We start from the raw sequence: 18,253 nt of genomic DNA, 5'->3' as shown, positions 1-18,253 counted from the left end.
GAGCACAAGGTCGGCAGCCTCGCGCTTGAATTCAGGAGTAAAGGAGCGGCGTTGTTTGGTCATCTGACACCTCGATCTGGCGAGCATTCTCGCCTAAATGGGTGTCCGGTTTCATTAGACCACTACATGGAGCGTTCTTGGCGATTTGGCGAAGCTCTGCGGCTAATGTGGATTTCATGTTCGGAATCTCAAAGGGTAGCGTTTTTATATCTAGTCCCTTTTAGGTGTATTTTCAAGGGCCGCGGCAGGGACGGTGGTTACCTGCCCCCCCTACCGCGACCGTCTGACGTCGGTCTATGTTCACAAAAATAGATGAGTCGGGAGGCCCTGCAGACGTAGCTCATGCAGAGGTTGGCACCGGGTCATTATCCACGTGGGCTTCGTTGCCACACCGTCATGCACCAAGAACTTCATTCGTTGGCACGGCGATTAACGAAGGGGTATGCACAGTGCGGCTTCACGACACCGAACACTGCGATCAATCTGGCCAGCGCGATCTCGGTACCGGCGCGCATGTCCATAGGCTCGATGGAAAGCCAGATGGCTTCAACTCCAATCATACCAACAGATCTCGCAGAAAAGTGGCACAGGCGACAGCGCTTCCGATCGGCCAGTTCACTTTGATGGTGCCACGCGGGTGCTGTATTTCAGGAGTCATCTATGTGGGTCAAAGCACGACTTAGTACGAACCCGCGCGGAGGGTAGAGTTTTTGGCAAGGGCACAAACTTACCGGTGCGGCCATCGAAAGCTTGGATACAGCTGCTGTGAAAATTGGGAGGAAATGCAACTACACGAAAAAGATGCCACTGGAGTGCTGCCCCCCTCCTCACGAGTGCAGCGTTGACGTCGCTATTTCCACACACCGTAATCCATAACGCACCGGAGAGCCCTGTATGCACTTGGCGGGCATTGGAAATTCCAGGCCTTTACCGGACGAATCTCTCGATGCGTGAAAAGTCGCCTGATAAAGCTAGCGAGTGATCACAATTAGGAGGTTGTTCTCTCGAAACACCTTCGCTCCATCGGGAAGCCAAGACGGAAGCTGGTCGCCATGCATGTCGGGGGCTTTCAGCACAATCCCTACGGGTCCTAGCTTCATCTGCTTACTTAGCCAGTCACCAACGTCTTTCGACAGAACGCGTCGATCTTGTGCATCCGCGTACCCAAGGCCGTAGCGCAACTCTCCATCAACATTGAGCAGCGTCACGTCACTGCGGTTCAGACGCCACGCCAAGGCCGAAGCTGCACCCAGGTCGTTGCTCAGCAGGCTGCGCGCGCCCTGCAGCGGGTCCAGGTGCTCGGCGATGAACTGGTCAGGCATCTTGTTATCGACGATGGTCTGCGGCATGGATGCCGGCAGCACTGCGATCAGTACCCAGATCGCCAGGGCCGGTGCGTACCAGTGCTGGCTGGCGCGCTTCCACTGGATCGCACCGCACAGCGCCCAGACCATGCAGACCAGCGCCGCGCTGGCCAAGCGCGCGGGGTAGCCGGAAAACACAGGGTGAGTTAGTTCGAGACCGATCAGCCCCAGCAGCGACAAACCTCCTAGAGCCAGGTTGAGCAGCCCGTTACCGCGCAGCAGACGCAGGTCCTTCTGGCGCAGCTTGTCTACCAGGGTGTTGGCCATGAGCAGCGCGAGTGGCGCGAAGCATGGCAGGATGTAGGTCGGCAGCTTGCCCTTGCTGAGGCTGAAGAACAGGAATGGCATAGCGAACCAAAGCGCGAGAAACCCGCTATGGCGCTCGCGCCGCTCCGCCCAGGTACGCTTGAGGGCGGGTATCACCAACAGCGTCCAGGGCAAGCTGCCAGCAAGCAGGATGGGGATGAAGAACCAGAACGGCGCCGTGTGCTGCGCATGGTTGCTGGTGAAGCGGCGGATGTGCTCGTTCCAGAAGAAGAAGTTCCAGAAGTCCGGCTCCCGCTGATTGACCGCCAGCACCCACGGCAGACTGATCAGCACCGCGATCAGCACCGCCAGCGGCCCGCCCTTGAGCAGCTCCCGCCAGCGCCCGTGAAGCACGGCGTAAGGCACCACCACGATCACCGGCAGTAACCAGGCGAGGAAGCCCTTGGTCATGAATCCGATGGCACAGGCCGCGCCGAGCAGAGCCCAACCTAGCCAGCGCTCCCGAGCGCTGCGGCCTTCCATGCCGAGCCAGGCCGAGGCCAGGCTGAGGGTGGTCCAAAGCGCCAATTGCGGGTCGATGTTGGAGTACCCGGCCTGCCCGGCGGCGAGGCCGAAGGTCATGTAAAGCAGACAAGCGGTCCAGGTCTTGAGTGGGTCGCTCCACAGCCGGCGAGTCAGCAGGAACACCAGCAGCACGGTAGCACCGGTGGTCAGCGCCGAGGCTATGCGCGTACCGAAGAGGTTGTCGCCGAATAGCGCCTGGGCGATCGCGATCAGCCAATAGCCTCCTATGGGTTTCTCGAAATAACGCAGCCCCATGAAGTGCGGCACCACCCAGTTGTCCGTGTTCAGCATCTCCTGGGCCGCCTGTGCATAGCGCGTTTCATCCGGCACCCAGAGGCCGTGGAAGCCCAGAGGCAGAACGAAGAATAGGGCGAAGGCGATGAACAGCGCCGGATAGGCCAGCGCGGGCAGCGTCACCATCCCGGCTGGCCTAGTGACTACTGTGGGGGGTGTTATCGAGGTGGTCGAAGACATGCGGTGGGTCTCCTTAAAATGCTGTGCCGGCGAACAAACGGAGTGATACGTTGGAACTGGCGCAATTCGGATGGGGAAGATCTAGGGAAGTACGCATGAAAGCGCGGACGGTCGAAGACAACTCCCTGCTGGGCAAGACCGTGCAACGCAGCTTGCAGGAAGCCGGCTGGATCGTCGATCTGGCGATAGACGGCGATGGGGCGCTCACATCGGGTACTTTGTTGAGCCATCCGGCTTTTTCGTGATCCATGTGTAGGTAGCTTCTCCTGAGGTGAGCTGCACTGAACTTGCGCAGAGGAAAAGATACATAGCGAAACTTAGTTGAGACTGAGGGACTGTTATGAAATTGCCATATTTCCTTTGCCGAGTAGATCGTTGCGCTGCACGTTGGCGCTTACGTCGTGCACATCAATCCTGCGCCAGTTGACCAGCAGAGCAGCCGGGTGTTTTGCCTAATAGGACTTACAACAGAGCAATTCCCTGCCCCGGTTTCGCTTATTGGGTCGATTTACCTGTTGCCAGGTTTAGAGCTCGGTGCGGCTGAAACTCACAGTGACAGCTCACAGAAACCTCCCGTTGAATAACTAGGGAATGGGCGCTGAAATGACAATCAGACAGTGCGTCGACCGCAGGACCTGCTGCCATGAAAGAACGATGGGTGGCCATTGTCCCAAGAATGAGGACGAGATTAGGCAAATTGACTGAAGACAGGAAAAATGAGCTTCTTGGGAAGACTCCCCACCTCATTTAGCTCTCCCAATAGTGGTAGCGGCGCGAGTGACGCGAACTTTGGTGGATTATTCCTCTAGTCTCTCTTATGGATGAAGCGGATATTGGTGGATTTCAGACGAGCCAGCGATAGTGCTCTGCGTGACGCGCCGCATCATTTCGACGATTCGCCCATCACTGTCTTCCACTGTGTAAAACCCAGAGAGCCCAGGATCCTCGGCGCATTAGCACCATCGGCAGCTATGAAAAATGCCTCGGCGTAATCGCTGGATCGCTGACCTGCAGGCACCCGCATCGTGCGTTCGAAGTGATCGATGCAACCGCTGTGAGTAATCAGCACCAGGTTTTCCTTAGGTTTCTTGTAAGCCATCGCGGCATTCCTGAAGCCTGCGTCGCACTCGCCAACCCACTTCTGTGAGGTCGCGGTATTGCCCGCGATGAGATCGGCTGTCTGCTGGGTACGCGTCTTCGGGCTGGAGATGAGGGTAGCGTTATCAAGACCCAACTTCTGCAAACCCTTAGCGACAGCCAACGCCTGCTGCTGGCCATTGACCGTGATGCCGTTGGGGGGCCCGAAGCAGGGATTGCTTGAACGATCACAGCGCTCGGCATGCCTAACCATCACTATGACATTTCCCTCCATCCACTGTCCGTTAAGGCCGGACTGTACAAAGTTATTTCCATCACCCAGATCCGGCACGCGGGGCGCAAGGAAATACCATGTGGCAGCAGTCAATGCGGCAATGGCAGCTAAGCCAAATGCGATATTTTTCCTGCTCAAGCGCACGGTACGATTGTTCACTTTGCCTGCTGTAGCATCACCCATCTGGATGCTAGCCATATCATCACTCCTGCAGAGGTAGGAACAGCGGTACTAGTCAGGAGCTCGCCTTTTCGCGGCACCATAGATACTGCGGGAATGTAGAGATGGCTGTGTATTAAAACGGTGAAAACAACGTGAAAAAACAGAAGTATGCGTCACGCTTTGGGGCGACCAGAGTCAAGCATTCAGAGCCTCTTACTCGCCCCTGCATACGACGAAATCTTGGCCATCTGCACTAACGTCCCAGCCTCGTTGCCATCCTCCTCCAACATCCGGCCTCATGTAACCGGGGGGGGGGGCCGGAGGTCCATAAAATTAAAGGTCGGCGATTATAGAGATTGGGGCGTATGCGTCCGGCCAACACACCTTCCTGACCCCAACGCCAAAGGTGATGGTGTCCACCTGAAAGTGGACACCATTTCTAGCCTTTTAAGCGGGTCTTTCATGCAGTCACAACGCCGTTCCTATTCCAAATCCTTCAAGGCTCAGGTCATTCAAGAGTGCGCCCAGCCAGGGGCCTCGATTGCCAGCGTTGCGCTGAGCCACAGCCTTAACGCAAACCTCGTCCATAAATGGATTCGAGTCCAAGCGCAGAAAACCATGGCTCTGCAGCCTGCGTTCATTCCGCTGCCCTTGCAGCTAGCCGGAGTAAATTCACAAGCCGTGTCGTCGACTATTTGTCTCGAAATCCCGCACCCATGCGGCACCGTCAAAGTGAGCTGGCCAACCGAAAACGCCGCAGCCTGTGCCACCTTTCTGCGAGATCTGCTGCGATGATCCGCATCGATACCATCTGGCTCGCCACCGAGCCGATGGACATGCGCGCCGGCACCGACACCGCCATGGCCCGCGTGATTTCAGTGTTCGGTGCGGCGCAGCCGCACTGCGCTTATCTGTTCGCCAACCGCCGCGCCACCCGCATGAAAGTCCTGGTGCACGATGGGTTGGGCATCTGGTTGGCGGCACGTCGGCTCCACCAGGGCAAATTCGCTTGGCCTGGCACGCGCCACGGTTCACAAATGGAGCTGAGCACCGAACAGCTACACGCCTTGATACTGGGCTTGCCATGGCAGAGAGTTGGCCCCGCAAACGCCATTTCCATCCTCTGAACCGAGCCATGCCCCATCCGGCAGCGCAATTGTCCGATCAGCCTGTCGTCCTGTTTACGCTGATCTGGCAAGATCGGCGACATGACTTCGATCCCCGACCTCGACCAACTGAACCCCGAACAACTGCGTGCACTCGCGGCGCAGTTGCTGCAACGCGTCTCGGCGCTCGACGAGCAAGTTGAAACGATGGGCAAGACCGTCCAGGTCATGGACAAGAAGATCCATAACGACAAAACGTTGATCGAAAAACTCAGCCACGAGATCGCCCAACTCAAGCGTTTCAAGTTCGCCAAACGCAGCGAACAAATGAGCCCGGAACAGGCCAGTTTGCTCGACGATCTGATCGATACCGATATCGCTGCCATTGAAGCGGAACTGGAGTCGCTGCAAGTTACTCCGGCACCGACCCAGGAAAAGCAGAAACCCAAGCGTCGCGCCTTGCCGCCTGAGTTTCCCCGCACGCTGATCCATCACGAGCCGGACAACACGGAGTGTGCCTGTGGCTGCGCGCTCAAACGCATCGGTGAAGATGTCAGCGAGAAGCTCGATTACACACCTGGCGTGTTCACCGTGGAGCGCCATATCCGTGGCAAGTGGGTCTGCGACAGTTGCGAAACACTGATCCAGGCCCCGGTGCCAGCGCAGGTGATCGACAAGGGCATCCCGACTGCGGGCTTGTTGGCCCACGTCATGATTGCGAAGTTTGCTGACCATCTGCCGCTGTATCGCCAGGAAGCCATGTTTGGCCGCGCCGGCCTGGTTATCCCGCGTTCGACCCTCGCCCAATAGGTTGGCGCCTGTGGCGTGCAGTTGCAGCCACTGGTCGATGCGCTGCGCGAAGTGGTGCTTGAACAGCCGGTCGTTCACGTTGATGAAACGCCGGTGCAAATGCTCATGCCGGGCACCAAGAAAACCCATCGTTCCTACGTTTGGGCTTACGCCACCAGCCCGTTTTGCGAAACCTCGGCTGTCGTTTACGACTTCAGCCTCAGCCGGGCCGGCGAGCATGCGCATAACTTCCTGCAAGACTGGAAAGGCAAGCTGGTCTGCGATGATTTCGGCGGTTACAAGGCCAGCTTCGAACTCGGCGTGACTGAAATCGGCTGCATGGCTCATGCCCGGCGCAAGTTCTTCGAACTGCATGCGACCCAGAAGAGCACGCTGGCTGAACAAGCGTTGCGTTACATGCAGGTGCTGTACGAGATCGAGGGGGAAATCAAGGAACTGGAACCGGACATACGCCGCCGAATACGGCAGGAAAAGGCGGTACCCGTGATGGATGCGTTGCATGCCTGGATGGTTGCCCAGCGCGACATCGTGCATAACGGTTCGGCCATTGGCAAAGCCTTGGATTACAGCTTGAAACGCTGGACGGCGCTGTCGCGCTACCTCGATGACGGGGCCGTACCTATTGATAATAAATGGTGTGAGAACCAGATACGGCCTTGGGCGCTGGGGCGCAAGAACTGGCTCTTTGCTGGGTCGCTACGCAGCGGCAAACGCGCCGCTGCGATCATGAGTTTGATCCAGTCGGCCCGGAACAATGGGCACGATCCCTATGCCTACCTGAAGGATGTGCTGACGCGCATGCCTACGCAGCGAGCAAGTGAGATTGCAGAGTTGCTACCGCATAGGTGGCGTCCGGCTTAGTCGTGCAAGACGGTTTGCCCGTACGCTTACGAATCAAGCAGCACCAAGAGCACCGTATCGAAGGGTTGTCGTAGATCGATTGCACCCATACGTCCCGTAATCTTTTGCGGGTTCAGGATACAGCGACCCTTGATCTGGATTCTCGCGACACCATCTTCCAGCGCCTCTGTAGCGTCGTAACCTGCCTGCCTTGCAGGATGTAGCAACAGGCCGAGTCGAGTAGCAGCTTCGTACTCTGCGACCTCGCCGGTGACGCCCAGCGGCTTGCCGGTTAGGCGGTAGAATCTGCGCGCCAGCACCTTGGCGTCTTTCAGAATCTTTAGGATTTCCTCCTGAATCAATGCCGCCTGCAGGGGCTCGTTGCAATTATCGGGTTCAGTCATCCGCGAATGCTTCCAAGGCAGGGAGCAGCTTGGGTAGCTCAGTAAGGTTGGCAGTGACGATGTCATATTCTCCTCGACTGCTCAATCTAGTCCGATCAGGGCGAGTCCTAGGAAACCAACCAAACTGAGTCGGCGGGTGGCAATCGGCGATAACTCAACTGTATACTTATTGCTCAGCCCCGCGCTTGAGCTACAGGAACACCAGCATGACTGTACTCCGAACGATCTACTGGCAGCCTACGCCGCCTTAGCGCTACGCCCCCTCGCAACACCTCGCACCGGCCTGTTTTCGCTCGCGGTGCGTACTGCTGTATGCCCGGTTCTTACACCCAAAGCACACAGTCAAATAATCCTCAAAATTTGAATTCGTATCGACGCGCTCGCCATTCGCTTGGTGTACGTGCGGTGCATTGCCTTGGATATTCTGATGTTGCAATCACTCAAAAAAACGTGGTTCTCCAACGTTCGTGGAGATGTGCTCGCGGGGATCGTGGTCGCACTAGCGCTGATCCCCGAAGCCATCGCCTTTTCCATCATCGCCGGCGTCGACCCCAAGGTCGGCCTCTACGCCTCCTTCTGTATCTGCGCAGTTATCGCATTCGTCGGCGGTCGCCCTGGCATGATCTCGGCGGCGACCGGAGCGATGGCACTGCTCATGGTCACCTTGGTGAAAGATCACGGGCTTCAGTATCTGCTGGCAGCAACGCTGCTCTGTGGGGTACTCCAGATACTCGCGGGTTACCTGAAGCTAGGTTCGCTGATGCGCTTCGTCTCTCGCTCTGTGGTCACGGGTTTTGTTAACGCCTTGGCGATTCTGATTTTCATGGCGCAGTTGCCTGAATTGACCAACGTCACCTGGCACGTCTACGCCATGACCGCAGCAGGTCTCGGAATCATCTACCTGTTTCCATATGTACCGAAGATCGGCAAGCTGATTCCCTCGCCACTTGTGTGCATCCTGACCCTGACTGCTATCGCGATTTACTTGGGGCTGGATATCCGCACCGTTGGAGACATGGGTCAGCTACCGGACACACTGCCTATTTTCCTGTGGCCTGAAGTCCCGATGAACCTTGAAACCTTGCGCATCATTTTCCCGTATTCAGCAGCGCTCGCAGTTGTGGGCCTACTGGAGTCCATGATGACAGCGACCATCGTTGATGATCTGACCGATACCACCAGTAACAAAAACCGCGAGTGCAAGGGCCAAGGCGTTGCCAACATTGCAGCAGGGATGCTCGGTGGCATGGCCGGCTGCGCCATGATTGGACAGTCGATCATCAACGTGAAGTCTGGCGGTCGAACTCGCCTTTCAACTTTATGCGCAGGCATCTTCTTGCTGCTGATGGTCGTGTTCTTGGGCGAATGGCTCTCCAAAATCCCGATGGCGGCATTGGTTGCCGTAATGATCATGGTGTCCATCGGCACCTTCAGTTGGGACTCGCTGCGAAATCTGAAAGCGCACCCGTTGTCGACCAACATCGTCATGGTGGCAACTGTTGTGGTGGTCGTGGCAACGCATAACCTGGCCTATGGTGTGTTGGTTGGGGTGCTGCTGGCATCGCTGTTCTTTGCGAACAAAGTCGGGCACTACCTGGATATCACAAGCAGTCTTGAGGAGACTGAATCGCACCGGACTTACCGTGTTGTGGGCCAGGTGTTCTTCAGCTCCGCAGACAAATTCACCAATGTCTTCGACTTCAAGGAGGCACTCAAGAAGGTCACTATCGAGCTGACCCAAGCCCATTTCTGGGATATCACCTCGGTTGCAGCGCTGGACAAGGTGGTTATCAAGTTCCGTCGCGAAGGCGCCGAGGTTGAAGTGCTCGGTCTGAATGAAGCCAGTGCCACTATCGTTGACCGCTTTGGCGTGCATGACAAACCTGACGCCATCGATAAGCTCATGAGCCACTAAGGAGACCGACAATGACCCACGTAATGGCATGCATTGATAACTCACAATCCTCGCTGGCGGTCTGCGACTACTCAGCATGGGCGTCGCAACGACTTAGCGCGCCTCTTACCTTGCTGCATGTATTGGATGAGGAGAAATACCCTGCATCAGCAAACCTGAGCGGAAATATTGGTCTCGGAAGTCGAGAGCATCTACTGGAGGAGCTGGCTACTCTAGATGCTCAGCGTGCCAGGCTCGCTCTGGAGCAAGGTCAACACATGCTCGAGAAGTCCAGGGAGCGGACGGTCATAGCCGGCGCAGCTTTTCCTGAGTTAAAGCAGCGCCACGGACACTTGATAGAAAGTCTGATCGATCTTCAGGACGATATTCGACTGCTGGTCATTGGGCGAGTGGGTGAAGACAGCAAACGTGGAGTGCACAGCCTTGGCAGCCAAATTGAAGCTATTGTACGCACAATTCACCGTCCAATTTTGATAACCGCAAGCAGCTATAAAATGCCACAAAAGGTGATGCTCGCGTTTGACGGTAGCCGCACAGCACACAAAACCGTTGATCTGCTTGCCGCTAGTCCGCTTTGCGCAAACCTACCGATTCATCTCGTTATGGTTGGTGCTGATTCGGAAGGCAACCGAGAGTCGCTGGAGAAAGCGAGGAGCACGCTCCTTACTGCTGGCTTTGTCATCCACGCCCAGATCCTGCATGGAGAAGTGGACGAGGCTCTGCACGCTTATCAGGCGGAGCAGGGAATTGATCTTCTCGTCATGGGGGCCTACGGCCACTCGCGCATTAGACAATTTCTGGTAGGCAGTACAACGACGATGATGCTCAGCACAGCCACCATGCCGATACTGTTGCTTCGTTGAGTAGCTGCAAGTACACGAATTGGGTCGCATCTAACAAATACAGGTGCGACTCAGTGGATGCCAAACGAAGTGCAGTACCAAAAACCGAGACTCACTTATTCAAACGCAGGGAGGCTTGGCGTAGCTACTGCCTTAGCCTCTGCTACCCAAGCATCAAAGCCTCCAGCGATAGAAGACACATTGACGTAGCCCATCTCACCCAGAGCTAAGGCAGAAAGAGCAGCTCTTCCGCTCGTTTTGCAATAAAGAATTATCTTTAAGTCTCGGATAGCGAGTTCTGGCGTGCTGCTAAGCCTGAACTCCAAAATCCCACGTGGAATGTTTACTGCGCCAGGGATATGGCCAGCGCTGTACTCATCTGGCTCCCGTACATCGATCAGTAGATCAGCTTCCTCTACTGCAGCATCTGCTGAGCCAAGGTCTATTTCTCTGATGTGTAATTTAGCTTCTGTCACAAGATCATGTGAGCTTTTCATTTAAGATTTAATCTCATTTGCGTCGAGTTTTTCAATTCAGGATGCGGGCTGCACCCGCCTCGACACCATGGCCCTAGGCATTCATTATGTAAATATATATATTATATAAATTCTAAATGAGTCGGCAGTTATGCAACGCCCTGAAAATGAACTCGATATCCAGCAACTGCGAGCTAGCGCTGAAGCTGCTGGCCAGCTACTGAAAGTGCTGGCGAACCCTGATCGATTGCTCCTTCTCTGCCAACTGTCGCAGGGTGAGTTAAATGTGACCGATTTAGAGGCCTTGTCGGGCATTCAGCAACCTACGTTGTCTCAACAACTCGCGGTGCTACGTAGCAAGAGCATGGTGGAAACGCGACGCGCGGGAAAGCAAGTCTATTACCGAATCAGCAGCTCTGCCGCGCTTGCGGTGATCCATGTCCTTTATCAGCACTTCTGTGCAGGAGATGCAAAATGAGCATTGATTGGATCAACTTTACGCCTTGGACTTCCGTAGGCGGAGGGGCCTTGATAGGTCTGGCGGCTAGCTTGTTCGTTCTCGCAAATGGTCGCATCGCAGGCATCAGTGGGCTGATTGGAAGCGTGATGCAATTTGGCAGTGAAGGCTGGAGCGAGAAGGCGCTGTTTCTTCTTGGCCTAGTGATTGCTCCGTTGTTGTGGGGAGCGTTCACCTTATTACCGGAGATCGAGATCAAGGCTGAGTGGCCCGCTCTGATTATTGCGGGGCTGCTCGTAGGCGTGGGCACCCGTTACGGCTCCGGCTGTACAAGCGGTCATGGCGTTTGTGGGATCTCTCGACTGTCAGCCCGCTCGATCACTGCAACGATGTGCTTTATGTTCGCCGGTTTTGCAACGGTGTACGCCATTCGTCATGTGGTGGGAGCATGAAAATGATCAAGCTGAGCGCATTTTTTGCAGGACTGATCTTCGGCTTCGGGCTTCTTCTGGCAGGTATGGCGAACCCCGCCAAGGTGTTGGCATTTCTTGATGTGGCCGGGGCCTGGGATCCGTCACTCGCCCTGGTGATGGGAGGAGCTATCGCAGTGGCGGCTATCCCCTTGAATTGGGCGCGCAAGAACAAGCAATCGTTGCTTGGTGCCCCCATGCAGTTACCGATGAAACGGGAGTTGGATGCCCGCTTGATTGGCGGCAGCCTGGTGTTTGGTATCGGTTGGGGAATTGCGGGGATCTGCCCTGGGCCAGCGGTCGCTATTCTGCTTACGGGGCACGGGAAAATCATCATATTCGTATTGGCCATGTTGGCGGGTATGTACTTGTTCTCTCTATTAGAACGTCGGCGCACGGCCTGATTAGGTGATAGCCATGAAAGCGAATGACTGAAGCACGGTCAGACGTCTACACACGCTGACCAGATCGATTTCACCTATTGAGAGCCAAGGGGTATTTGATGTCAGACCTGAACGATCCACGAGTCTTCTTTGCTGCTGAGCGAACCTTGCTGGCCTGGAACCGAACCAGCCTTTCGCTGATGGCGTTTGGCTTTGTAATTGAACGATTCGGACTACTGCTGCAAATGCTCAAGCCAGGTGTTTTGAGCGCTCCAGGAAAACATTTTTCTTTCTGGATCGGACTCGCTTTTCTAATGCTGGGCTCATCGGTTGCCTGTTGGTCATCCTGGCAGTACAAAAAGGTGGTAAAGACCCTCAAGCCTGTTGAGATCCCCCTTGGCTACAGCGTCAATGCTGGCCCTGGCATCAATGTCATCACGGCAATCCTGGGCGTTTTGCTCGTTGCGTATTTGTCCATTATGTAAGCAAGACAGACCTTCGTTCGGCTCCCGACATCGCCCTCCGCATAAGAGGGTAAACGGCAGCCCCAGGGCTTTACACCGATGCAGACGAGCATTTTCAACGAGCAAACGAGTGAAGGTTCTCGATTCACACGTATTTCAAAATATTTCTGAAAATGCCGAAACTGTCATCGGATAGAAATATTTAAAGAATTAAATCGTCACTTCTCCGATAGGTGGATACCTCCACTTAACTCCTTTCATTGAGGTGTTGTCGTGATGTTGCTGACTAAAAAAAGCCTGTCTGTCTTACTGGCTTCCCTCTGCATGAGTGGCCTTGCTCATGCGACCGATGTTACCGGTGCGGGCTCCAGCTTTGTCTATCCGGTTTTGTCCAAGTGGTCGCAGGACTACAGCAAAAGCTCCAGCAACCGTATCAATTACCAGTCGATTGGATCGGGTGGCGGTATCGCTCAGATCAAAGCGGCAACAGTAGATTTTGGTGCGTCTGACGCACCGTTGTCTGCCGATGATCTCAAGGCCGGTGGCCTAGGCCAATTTCCCAGTGTGATTGGCGGCATCGTGCCGGTGATGAACATTGAGGGTGTAGCGCCGGGCCAATTGAAGCTCGATGGTGAGACCTTGGCGAAAATCTTCTTGGGTGAGATTACAGTCTGGAACGATCCGGCCATCGTCGCCCTGAACCAGGGCATGAAACTGCCAGACAGTAAAATCACCGTCGTCCACCGTTCTGACGGCTCTGGCACCTCATACAACTTCACCAACTACCTCTCCAAAGTGAGTGATGGCTGGAAATCGAAAATCGGTTTCGGCACGACTGTGCCTTGGCCGGTTGGTGTGGGTGGTAAAGGCAACGAAGGTGTCTCGGCCTACGTGAAGCAGATCAAAAACTCAATCGGTTATGTTGAGTACGCCTATGCCCTGCAAAATAAAATGACGCACGCGCAACTGAAGAACGCCGCCGGGAAATTCATTCAGCCCAATGCCAAAGCCTTCCAAGCGGCTGCCGACACTGCGGACTGGGCTAACGCCAAAGACTTCAACCTGATCATGACCAACGCGCCTGGCGATAGCGCATGGCCGATCACGGCGACCACTTGGATCATCATGTACAAACAGCCGAAGAATGCCGAGCAAAGCCAAGCTGCCTTCAACTTCTTCAAATGGTCGTTGGAGAAAGGCCAGCAACAGGCCTCGGCGCTGGACTATGTAGCCCTGCCTGACTCTCTGGTGAAGCGTATCGAAGGTTACTGGAAGTCTGACTTCGCCCATTGATTCAGCAACACTCAAACCCCTTCCTCAAGCAAGTTTTGCCTGGCGAAGGGGTTTGTTTGTGAGTAGACGTATGATGAACGACACAGTCCAACCTTTGACCATGACCCTCCACGTTGGCGACGTTACGAGTGATAAGCGTGCGGCTCGCGATCAGCGTCATGATCTCTGGTTCAAGCGTTCAATGCTGGGCGCGGCAATGCTGGTGCTTTTGCTACTGGCGAGCATCGCCGCCTCGACACTTTGGGGCGGTAGTCTTGCGCTCAAGACTTTTGGCCTAGACTTTCTGACAAGCACTGAGTGGGATGCCGTCAACAATCACTTCGGTGCATTGGTGCCGATTTACGGCACCTTGGTGACCTCTTTTCTGGCGTTGCTGATTGCCGTTCCCGTCAGCTTTGGCATTGCGATTTTCCTTACTGAAGTAGCACCGCCTTGGCTGCGGATGCCCGTCGCCTCGGCGGTTGAATTACTTGCGGGAATCCCATCGATTATCTATGGCATGTGGGGGCTGTTCGTTTTCGGCCCGTTCATGGCAGAGCATCTATCGCCCTGGATCAATGACTATCTGGGTGAACTTCCTTTGGTCGGTTCGCTGTTTCAGGGGCCGCCATTAGGAATTGGCATGCTGACAGCGGGCATTGTGCTGGCAATCATGATCATGCCCTTCATCACCTCTGTCATGCATGAGGTGTTCCGTAGTGTTCCCACAACCCTAAAGGAGTCTGCTTACGCGTTAGGTAGCACTACTTGGGAAGTGGTCTGGGACATTGTCCTGCCTTACACGCGATCTGCGGTTGTCGGGGGCATTTTTCTAGGGCTCGGACGGGCATTGGGCGAGACCATGGCGGTGACTTTCGTGCTGGGTAATGCTCAACAGTTCTCCGCCTCCTTGCTGATGCCAAGCAGTTCCATCGCGTCAGTCATTGCCAACGAGTTCAGCGAAGCCTATACCGACCTGCATCGCTCCGCGCTCATCGCGCTGGGTTTCCTGCTGTTTGTCGTCACCTTTATTGTCTTGGCGTTAGCACGACTCCTACTGATGCGGCTGTCACGCAAGGAGGGTCTATGACTGGTAACGAACGTCTCTACCAAATCCGAGCCTTCAAGAATCGGCTAGCAATGGTACTCAGTTGTGGCGCCACAGCCTTCGGCCTCATTTGGTTGGTCTGGATTCTGTTGACTACGGTAATAAACGGATTCCAGGCGCTCAATCTTCGTCTCTTTACACAGATGACACCGCCGCCCGGTACGGAAGGTGGACTGGCAAATGCGTTCTATGGCAGTGCCCTGATGTCCGCTATCGCCCTGCTCATCGGTACGCCCATTGGCTTGATGGCGGGAATCTGGCTAGCGGAGTTCGCACGACACTCGCGCCTGGGCAACACAGTCCGCTTTATTAACGACATTCTGCTTTCGGCACCGTCCATTGTGCTGGGTCTGTTCATTTACACCGGCGTCATCCTGCCGTTGAACATACTGACTAACCACCAAGTCGGCTTCTCCGCTATCGCCGGCGCTCTGGCACTGGCGCTATTGGTGATTCCAGTGGTGGTGAGAACCACTGACGAGATGCTTCAACTGCAACCCTCAACCATGCGGGAAGCCGCACTGGCGTTAGGCGTCCCGCAATGGAAACTGACTCTGCAAATCGTACTGCGAGCTGCAAAAGCAGGCGTGGTGACCGGGGTGCTTCTCGCACTGGCCAGAATCACTGGTGAAACAGCGCCGCTGCTGTTTACAGCGTTCGGCAACCAGTTCTGGAGCAGCAATCTTCTGAAACCGATTGCCAGCGTGCCCGTAGTGGTTTTCCAGTACGCCATGAGCCCATTCGATGACTGGCACTCCCTAGCCTGGGCTGGCGCATTGGTGCTGACCTTGTTTGTACTGGTACTCAGCTTACTGTCCCGCTTGATCCTTTTACGCAATAGGTTGACCTGATGAATAGCCGTGACCTTGCCGACGAAAGAACAAAAATTCGCGTTCGTGGCCTGGAGTTTTTTTACAACAGCCAGCGCTCTCTTAAGTCCATCGATATGGATATTCCAGAGAAACGCATCACTGCGATCATTGGCCCTTCAGGTTGCGGGAAGTCGACGTTACTGCGGGTATTCAACCGCATCTACGCCATGTACCCGAAGCAGGAGGCGCGCGGCGAGGTGCTGCTTAACGGAGAGAATATTCTCGCGCCGGATTACTCGATGAACCGGCTACGTAGCCATATCGGCATGGTATTTCAGAAGCCAGTGCCGTTTCCGATGTCCATTTACGACAACGTTGCCTACGCCGTGCGCCACCATGAACAACTCTCCCGGTATGAGATGGATGCCCGCGTAGAGCAAGCCCTCAATGGTGCAGCGCTTTGGGACGAGGTAAAGGACAAGCTCAAACAAAGCGCACAAAGCCTGTCGGGTGGTCAGCAACAGCGCCTGTGTATCGCTCGCACCATCGCGCTGCGCCCCCAAGTATTACTTCTGGATGAGCCGACTTCCGCACTTGACCCAATCTCAACCGGGCGCATAGAGCAGTTGATTACTGAGTTGAAAGAGCAATATACCGTCATCATCGTGACCCACAACATGCAGCAAGCGGCTCGGGTTTCGGACTACACCGCCTTTATGTTTATGGGCGAATTGATTGAGCATGATGTGACCGATACCATCTTCACCAAACCAAAAATGAAGCAGACGGAAGACTACATTACAGGTCGCTTTGGATAACCAATCCCTTTCCTTCAGTACATAAGCTCTCAGCCCCTAGAGCGGCAAGGAGTTCGTCAGCTTGGTGAGAACATTAGTGGCCATCGCCATAAGCGCATCGTTTGGAGGGTGGCTACGCAGTATTTTGGGGTCGAAGCTCAAGGCTTTGTTTCCTAGCATGCCCGCAGGAGCGCTCGTAGCGAATTTAGTCGGGGGGTACTTCATTGGCCTGACCATCGGCTTTTGGGCGGATTCGCCGCTGCTCTTTCCTCGTTGGCACCTTGCGATCATCACAAGCTTTTGCATAGGGCTCGCGGTCTTCTCGCTAGCCTCGGCAGGATCGGCTACGTTAAGCCACAAAGAACGGTTTATTCCTGCAATTGGGGCTATCTCGCTTCATGTCATAGCGTTGTTTGCCATGACTGCGTTAGGAGCGCTCACATTCCAGTGGGTAGACGACATCGAAGCAAATGTCCTTGGGCATCGAGGATGCTGACTCAACTGGATGTTTTCGTCCCTGCCAAGTCAGATCAGTGGGCATCATTTGAGATTGTCAGTGAGGTGAATCACGGCTGGATATCATCCGTCCAGATTCAGGCCTTTGCCTCTCCCGTGTCGTCCTTCACATCAAACAATCCTGCAAAAAAAAGATGAAGTGTGTCCCAGGTACGCACCCACCAACCACCTGCTTCTCCCGCTTCTAACGCTATGAGTGATCGGGTAGTAAGTTTATTTACACCGTCATACAGCTCAAAACTCCCGACTACATCGCCGACAGCAATAGGAGCTTGTAGAGCGTTATTAATGTGTAGGCGCGTTTCTACCTTGCGACCACTATTCTTGGGTAGCGTGAGTGTCACATCATCGCGCAAGCCAACAGCGATTACGTCCTTGTCGCCTTTCCAAAGTCGCGGTTGAGCTAAAATTTTTCCGCCTTTCTGATAGGTATTCGTCTCAAAATTGCGAAAGCCATAGCTCAGGATCTTTTGAGCATCTTCCGCACGACTGTTCATCGTGGTCGAGCCAAATACTGCACTGATTAGGCGCCGCCCATCACGAACAGCAGAAGTCACCATGCAGTATCCGGCTTCCTCAGTATGGCCAGTCTTGAGGCCGTCAACACTCGGATCGCGCCAAAGGAGAAGATTCCGATTGGGTTGGCGAATGTTGTTCCAGGTGAAATATTTGTGCGCGTACAACGAGTAGTAAGCTGACTCATCGGTGATGATCGCCCGTGCAAGCCGAGCCATATCATGAGCTGAAGAATAGTGTTCAGGTGCCGGCAAGCCTGTAGGGTTCACAAAGTGGGTGTCAGTCAGCCCAAGTTTATTAGCTGTGACATTCATCAACCCAGCAAACGCATCTTCGCTACCCGCGATATGCTCAGATAGCGCCACACTGGCGTCATTGCCAGAGTCGATCACCACGCCGCGCAGTAGGTCTCGCACAGGCACAACGGCGCCCGGATCAAGAAACATTCTAGAACCGCCCGTTCTCCAGGCATTCTCACTGACAGTGACCGGGTCGTCGACCTTGAGGCGCCCAGCCTGTATCTCATTGGTAGCGACATAAACGGTCATCAATTTGGTCAGGCTGGCTGGGGGCAAGCGCATATCAGCGTTTTGGCTATCTATAACCGTACCGGTCGCTGCATCCATAAGCACCCAGGATTTTGCGCTCAGTTGCGGTGCTGCGGGGATCATCGCTCTCGGGGTAGGTGACGCAGGACTTGGGGTTGATACTGGAGCCGCCCAAGCTGGTGTCAAAAAAGAACACACAAGAATGAGTGTAAGCCGCAATTTAGGGTGTTTCACAAGTGCCCGCCTCGGATAGCAGAAAGACGCGCCAAACTAAGTTAGGACTTGTGATCGCTCAAATTAACCCAGGTTAAAAT

General features: G+C 54.9%; 20 protein-coding genes and 1 pseudogene. 15 read left to right on the top strand and 6 right to left on the bottom strand.

Features of this window, described 5'->3' with window-relative positions; translation table 11 throughout:
* Window positions 1–410 precede the first annotated feature (410 nt).
* Both TU80_RS32860 and arnT read right to left on the bottom strand, forming a co-directional pair.
* Entirely contained in the window at window positions 411–560 is a 150-nt protein-coding gene (locus TU80_RS32860) for a transposase (RefSeq protein ID WP_057005898.1), read from the bottom strand.
* A gap of 411 nt (window positions 561–971) precedes the next feature.
* Window positions 972–2,615, bottom strand: a complete 1,644-nt coding sequence (gene arnT / locus TU80_RS28210) for a lipid IV(A) 4-amino-4-deoxy-L-arabinosyltransferase (RefSeq protein WP_057005897.1) — start codon at window positions 2,613–2,615, stop codon at window positions 972–974.
* Between the two features lie 149 nt (window positions 2,616–2,764).
* On the opposite strand from arnT, the gene TU80_RS32855 reads away from it, so the two are divergent.
* Complete coding sequence (locus tag TU80_RS32855) at window positions 2,765–2,914, top strand: response regulator (RefSeq protein WP_134939716.1); 150 nt, start codon at window positions 2,765–2,767, stop codon at window positions 2,912–2,914.
* Window positions 2,915–3,552: 638 nt separating this feature from the next.
* Here TU80_RS32855 and pmrG read toward each other — a convergent pair.
* Window positions 3,553–4,239 (bottom strand): lipopolysaccharide core heptose(II)-phosphate phosphatase PmrG, encoded by a 687-nt coding sequence (gene pmrG, locus TU80_RS28205; protein WP_057005896.1) that lies wholly within the window; start codon window positions 4,237–4,239, stop codon window positions 3,553–3,555.
* A gap of 132 nt (window positions 4,240–4,371) precedes the next feature.
* On the opposite strand from pmrG, the gene tnpA reads away from it, so the two are divergent.
* From tnpA to tnpC, 3 genes and pseudogenes are all read left to right on the top strand, one after another.
* A complete protein-coding gene (gene tnpA, locus TU80_RS33835; RefSeq protein WP_306109636.1) occupies window positions 4,372–4,998 on the top strand; it encodes an IS66-like element accessory protein TnpA in 627 nt (208 codons plus the stop codon).
* The gene (gene tnpB, locus TU80_RS28200; protein ID WP_057005895.1) at window positions 4,995–5,330 is read left to right on the top strand and encodes an IS66 family insertion sequence element accessory protein TnpB; all 336 of its coding nucleotides are present in this window, start codon (window positions 4,995–4,997) and stop codon (window positions 5,328–5,330) included. Before tnpA ends, tnpB begins: the two co-directional genes overlap by 4 nt.
* Before the next feature lie 81 nt (window positions 5,331–5,411).
* Window positions 5,412–6,980 (top strand): annotated as a pseudogene (tnpC, locus tag TU80_RS28195) (IS66 family transposase).
* A 26-nt stretch (window positions 6,981–7,006) separates the two neighbouring features.
* Here the strand turns inward: tnpC and TU80_RS28190 are convergent.
* Window positions 7,007–7,363, bottom strand: a complete 357-nt coding sequence (locus TU80_RS28190; RefSeq protein ID WP_234427167.1) for a hypothetical protein — start codon at window positions 7,361–7,363, stop codon at window positions 7,007–7,009.
* 427 nt (window positions 7,364–7,790) lie between these two features.
* Here TU80_RS28190 and TU80_RS28185 point away from each other — a divergent pair, with 427 nt between their 5' ends.
* Entirely contained in the window at window positions 7,791–9,278 is a 1,488-nt protein-coding gene (locus TU80_RS28185) for a SulP family inorganic anion transporter (protein ID WP_057005894.1), read from the top strand.
* Window positions 9,279–9,289: 11 nt separating this feature from the next.
* Window positions 9,290–10,141, top strand: coding sequence for a universal stress protein (locus tag TU80_RS28180; RefSeq protein ID WP_057005893.1), 852 nt, complete (start codon window positions 9,290–9,292; stop codon window positions 10,139–10,141).
* Between the two features lie 95 nt (window positions 10,142–10,236).
* Here the strand turns inward: TU80_RS28180 and TU80_RS32230 are convergent, their stop codons facing one another.
* Window positions 10,237–10,617: a rhodanese-like domain-containing protein gene (locus TU80_RS32230; RefSeq protein ID WP_082643907.1), complete on the bottom strand. Its 381-nt coding sequence runs from the start codon at window positions 10,615–10,617 to the stop codon at window positions 10,237–10,239.
* A gap of 130 nt (window positions 10,618–10,747) precedes the next feature.
* Between TU80_RS32230 and TU80_RS28175 the strand changes: the two genes are divergently transcribed.
* The 9 genes from TU80_RS28175 (at window position 10,748) to TU80_RS33830 (ending at window position 16,855) form a co-directional block, all read left to right on the top strand.
* Complete coding sequence (locus TU80_RS28175; protein WP_057005892.1) at window positions 10,748–11,074, top strand: ArsR/SmtB family transcription factor; 327 nt, start codon at window positions 10,748–10,750, stop codon at window positions 11,072–11,074.
* The gene (locus TU80_RS28170; RefSeq protein ID WP_057005891.1) at window positions 11,071–11,505 is read left to right on the top strand and encodes a YeeE/YedE family protein; all 435 of its coding nucleotides are present in this window, start codon (window positions 11,071–11,073) and stop codon (window positions 11,503–11,505) included. Before TU80_RS28175 ends, TU80_RS28170 begins: the two co-directional genes overlap by 4 nt.
* 2 nt (window positions 11,506–11,507) lie before the next feature.
* Window positions 11,508–11,927 carry a DUF6691 family protein gene (locus tag TU80_RS28165; protein WP_057005901.1) on the top strand — a complete coding sequence of 140 codons (420 nt, stop codon included), beginning with the start codon at window positions 11,508–11,510 and terminating at the stop codon, window positions 11,925–11,927.
* Window positions 11,928–12,025: 98 nt separating this feature from the next.
* Complete coding sequence (locus tag TU80_RS28160) at window positions 12,026–12,391, top strand: YidH family protein (RefSeq protein WP_046482237.1); 366 nt, start codon at window positions 12,026–12,028, stop codon at window positions 12,389–12,391.
* 255 nt (window positions 12,392–12,646) lie between these two features.
* Window positions 12,647–13,663 (top strand): phosphate ABC transporter substrate-binding protein PstS, encoded by a 1,017-nt coding sequence (pstS, locus tag TU80_RS28155; protein ID WP_082118724.1) that lies wholly within the window; start codon window positions 12,647–12,649, stop codon window positions 13,661–13,663.
* Window positions 13,664–13,736: 73 nt separating this feature from the next.
* Window positions 13,737–14,732, top strand: a complete 996-nt coding sequence (gene pstC / locus TU80_RS28150; RefSeq protein WP_057005900.1) for a phosphate ABC transporter permease subunit PstC — start codon at window positions 13,737–13,739, stop codon at window positions 14,730–14,732.
* Window positions 14,729–15,601, top strand: a complete 873-nt coding sequence (gene pstA / locus TU80_RS28145) for a phosphate ABC transporter permease PstA (protein WP_057005890.1) — start codon at window positions 14,729–14,731, stop codon at window positions 15,599–15,601. Before pstC ends, pstA begins: the two co-directional genes overlap by 4 nt.
* On the top strand, window positions 15,601–16,380 hold the full coding sequence (pstB, locus tag TU80_RS28140; RefSeq protein WP_057005889.1) for a phosphate ABC transporter ATP-binding protein PstB: 780 nt from the start codon (window positions 15,601–15,603) through the stop codon (window positions 16,378–16,380). The genes pstA and pstB overlap by 1 nt, the downstream gene beginning before the upstream one ends.
* Before the next feature lie 64 nt (window positions 16,381–16,444).
* Window positions 16,445–16,855 (top strand): CrcB family protein, encoded by a 411-nt coding sequence (locus tag TU80_RS33830; RefSeq protein ID WP_346243054.1) that lies wholly within the window; start codon window positions 16,445–16,447, stop codon window positions 16,853–16,855.
* Between the two features lie 97 nt (window positions 16,856–16,952).
* Here TU80_RS33830 and TU80_RS28130 read toward each other — a convergent pair whose 3' ends face one another.
* The gene (locus tag TU80_RS28130) at window positions 16,953–18,173 is read right to left on the bottom strand and encodes a D-alanyl-D-alanine carboxypeptidase family protein (protein ID WP_234427168.1); all 1,221 of its coding nucleotides are present in this window, start codon (window positions 18,171–18,173) and stop codon (window positions 16,953–16,955) included.
* Window positions 18,174–18,253 lie beyond the last annotated feature (80 nt).

The sequence above is a fragment of the Pseudomonas veronii genome (assembly GCF_001439695.1).
Classification (GTDB): domain Bacteria; phylum Pseudomonadota; class Gammaproteobacteria; order Pseudomonadales; family Pseudomonadaceae; genus Aquipseudomonas; species Aquipseudomonas veronii.
This window is presented reverse-complemented; position numbering and strand designations above follow the sequence as displayed.